Origin of the sequence: Flavobacterium sp. LC2016-13 (assembly GCF_009707955.1) — a bacterium.
Classification (GTDB): Bacteria; Bacteroidota; Bacteroidia; order Flavobacteriales; family Flavobacteriaceae; genus Flavobacterium.
This window is the reverse complement of the sequence record NZ_WMDQ01000038.1, coordinates 1-2,639: the sequence shown is the minus strand read 5'-3', so window position 1 is coordinate 2,639 and position 2,639 is coordinate 1. Positions and strand designations below refer to the sequence as shown.

Below are 2,639 nucleotides of genomic sequence, written 5' to 3'. Positions count from 1 at the left end.
CTGGAAAAAACGGTCAAATTGACCACGCTTTTTCAGCCTAAATTGACCATCAGATTCGGAGCAAACTGACCACCTAATTTCAATTCAAACTGACCACCTGTTTTCGGTGCAAAGTGACCACCAAAAAAACTACTTCTTTTTCATGTTGTTGCACCATGGATCTGTATAAAACTACAAACTATGGCAAATAATACAATAGACATGAATAAAATTAGAAAAGTAATTAAATTACATTGTGGCGGTAAGAGCAAATTGTTTATCAGCAAGTATTTGTCTCTTTCCAGAAATACAGTAAAGAAATACATCTCTTTATTTGAAGTACTAGGATTAAGCCTTGAATCGATTAATCAAAAAACAGATTTAGAATTAGAAACACTTTTTTCCCAAAGCACAGAAGAGATTACAACTCCAAGGATGCAAAAGGTCTATGGGTTTTTTCCACAGATGGAGCGGGAATTAAAGAAAACAGGTGTAACCATGTATGGCATGTGGGAGCGTTATATCTCTTTAAATCCTGATGGATTTAGAATCTCTCAATTTAGATTCCATTACTTCAAATGGAGCAATAAAGTTAATCCAGTGATGCACATGATCCATAAGGCTGGAGATAAAATGTATGTGGATTATGCCGGAAAGACACTCTCAATTATTGACAAATCAACCTCTGAAATCAAGGAAGTGCAGTTTTTTGTAGCTATTCTTGGTGCAAGCCAATATACTTATGCAGAAGCTTCTATGAGCCAGCAAAAAGAAGATTTTGTTGCCTCGGTAGAGAATGCGATACGCTTTTTTGAAGGTACTCCTGCCGCAATTGTACCGGACAATCTAAAATCTGCTGTAATAAAAAGCAGTCGCTTCGAGCCCACCATTAATGAAACTCTTGCAGATTTAGCAGAACATTACGAAACCACTATTCTGCCTGCAAGAGCATATAAACCAAGGGATAAATCTCTGGTTGAAGGAGCGGTTAAAATACTTTATAGAAGAATTTATGCAAATTTAAAGGACATAGAATTCTTTAGCATAGAAGAGTTAAATCAAACTATATGGTACTTACTTGATGATCATAATAACAGAAAGCTTACAGGACGTCCATACTCCCGTTTTGAACTGTTTATTGAAGATGAGAAGCACGAATTACAGCCACTTCCTCAAGAGCGTTTTGAAATCAAATATCATTCCTTTGCAACAGTAATGCAAAACGGACATGTTCAATTAAGTCAGGACAAAAACTATTACAGTGTACCTTATCAATATTTAAAGAAAAAAGTAAAGCTGCTGTATACAAAATCAACAGTTGAAATCTACTTCAAATACAATCGTATAGCTACTCATAGCAGAAATCCTAAACCCTATATCTATACTACAAACCCTGAACATTTAGCAAGCACACATCAATTTGTATCAGAATGGAGTGCCTTTAGATTTATTGAATGGGCTAATAGTATTGATCCGGCAGTAGGAGAATACATTATGCATATAATCGATAGCAGAAGCCACCCTGAACAGGCATATAAAAGCTGTTTGGGAATATTATCTTTTGAAAAAAAGGTAGGCAGGGAAAGATTAATAAATGCCTGTAAACGCGCACTGGACTTTAAAATTTACAACTTTAAAACCATAAACAACATCTTAGAGAACAGTCTTGATAAAATACCAATTGAACAGGAAAAAGAGCAGGATCTTCCTGAGCACAATAACATTAGAGGGAAACATTATTTTAATTAAAATCAATATACAATGAATGAATCTACCGCAATAAAAATGAAGCAAATGAAGCTTCATGGAATGCATAACGCTTTTAAAACAGCTATTGAAAGTGGTAAAACTGACCATTATACGCTCGATCAGTTTATATCAATGATGATAGATGCTGAATGGGATGAAAGGCACAACAGGCGTATTGAACGAAGTATTGCAAATGCACGCTTCCACTACAAATCCAATATTGAGAGTATTAATTTTGATCAGTCACGCAATATTGACAGAAACCTTATACTTCGTCTTGCAGAATGCAGTTTTGTTGAAAAGAACGAAAATGTTTTAATAACAGGCAGTACTGGTGTGGGCAAAAGTTTTTTAGGGACAGCTCTGGGTTATCAGGCTTGTATAGAAGGATATAAAGTAAGTTATTTTAATACTTCAAAACTGTTCGCAAAATTAAAAATGGCAAAAGCTGACGGCACTTACTTAAGAGAACTTGCTAAAATACAAAGACAGGATGTTATAATACTTGATGATTTTGGCTTGCAGGCGCTTGATAATCATAACAGAATTACACTCCTAGAGATCATTGAAGACAGGCATAATAACGGTTCCATCATTGTAACTTCACAAATCCCTGTTCAAGGATGGTATGATATCATTGGCGAGAAAACCATAGCAGATGCAATTTTAGACCGATTAATACATCAATCGCATAGGGTTGAACTACATGGCGAATCCATGAGAAAGAAAAAAAGCATAAATAAGGGATAATTATTTATCTATATTTGAATATAAATTAACAAATGGAAAAAGTAGTTTTTTGAAATAAATGGAGGTGCTCACTTTGCACCGAAATTAGGTGGTCAATTTAAACCAAAATTAGATGGTCACTTTAAATTGAAAATAGGTGGTCAATATCACTGGTTTTTACA

General features: G+C 34.7%; 2 protein-coding genes. Both read left to right on the top strand.

Features of this window, described 5'->3' with window-relative positions:
- The first annotated feature begins 180 nt into the window (after positions 1–180).
- Entirely contained in the window at positions 181–1,728 is a 1,548-nt protein-coding gene (gene istA, locus GKZ86_RS25170) for an IS21 family transposase (protein ID WP_154785763.1), read from the top strand.
- Positions 1,729–1,740: 12 nt separating this feature from the next.
- Positions 1,741–2,478, top strand: a complete 738-nt coding sequence (istB, locus tag GKZ86_RS25165; protein ID WP_154785762.1) for an IS21-like element helper ATPase IstB — start codon at positions 1,741–1,743, stop codon at positions 2,476–2,478.
- Positions 2,479–2,639: the final 161 nt, after the last annotated feature.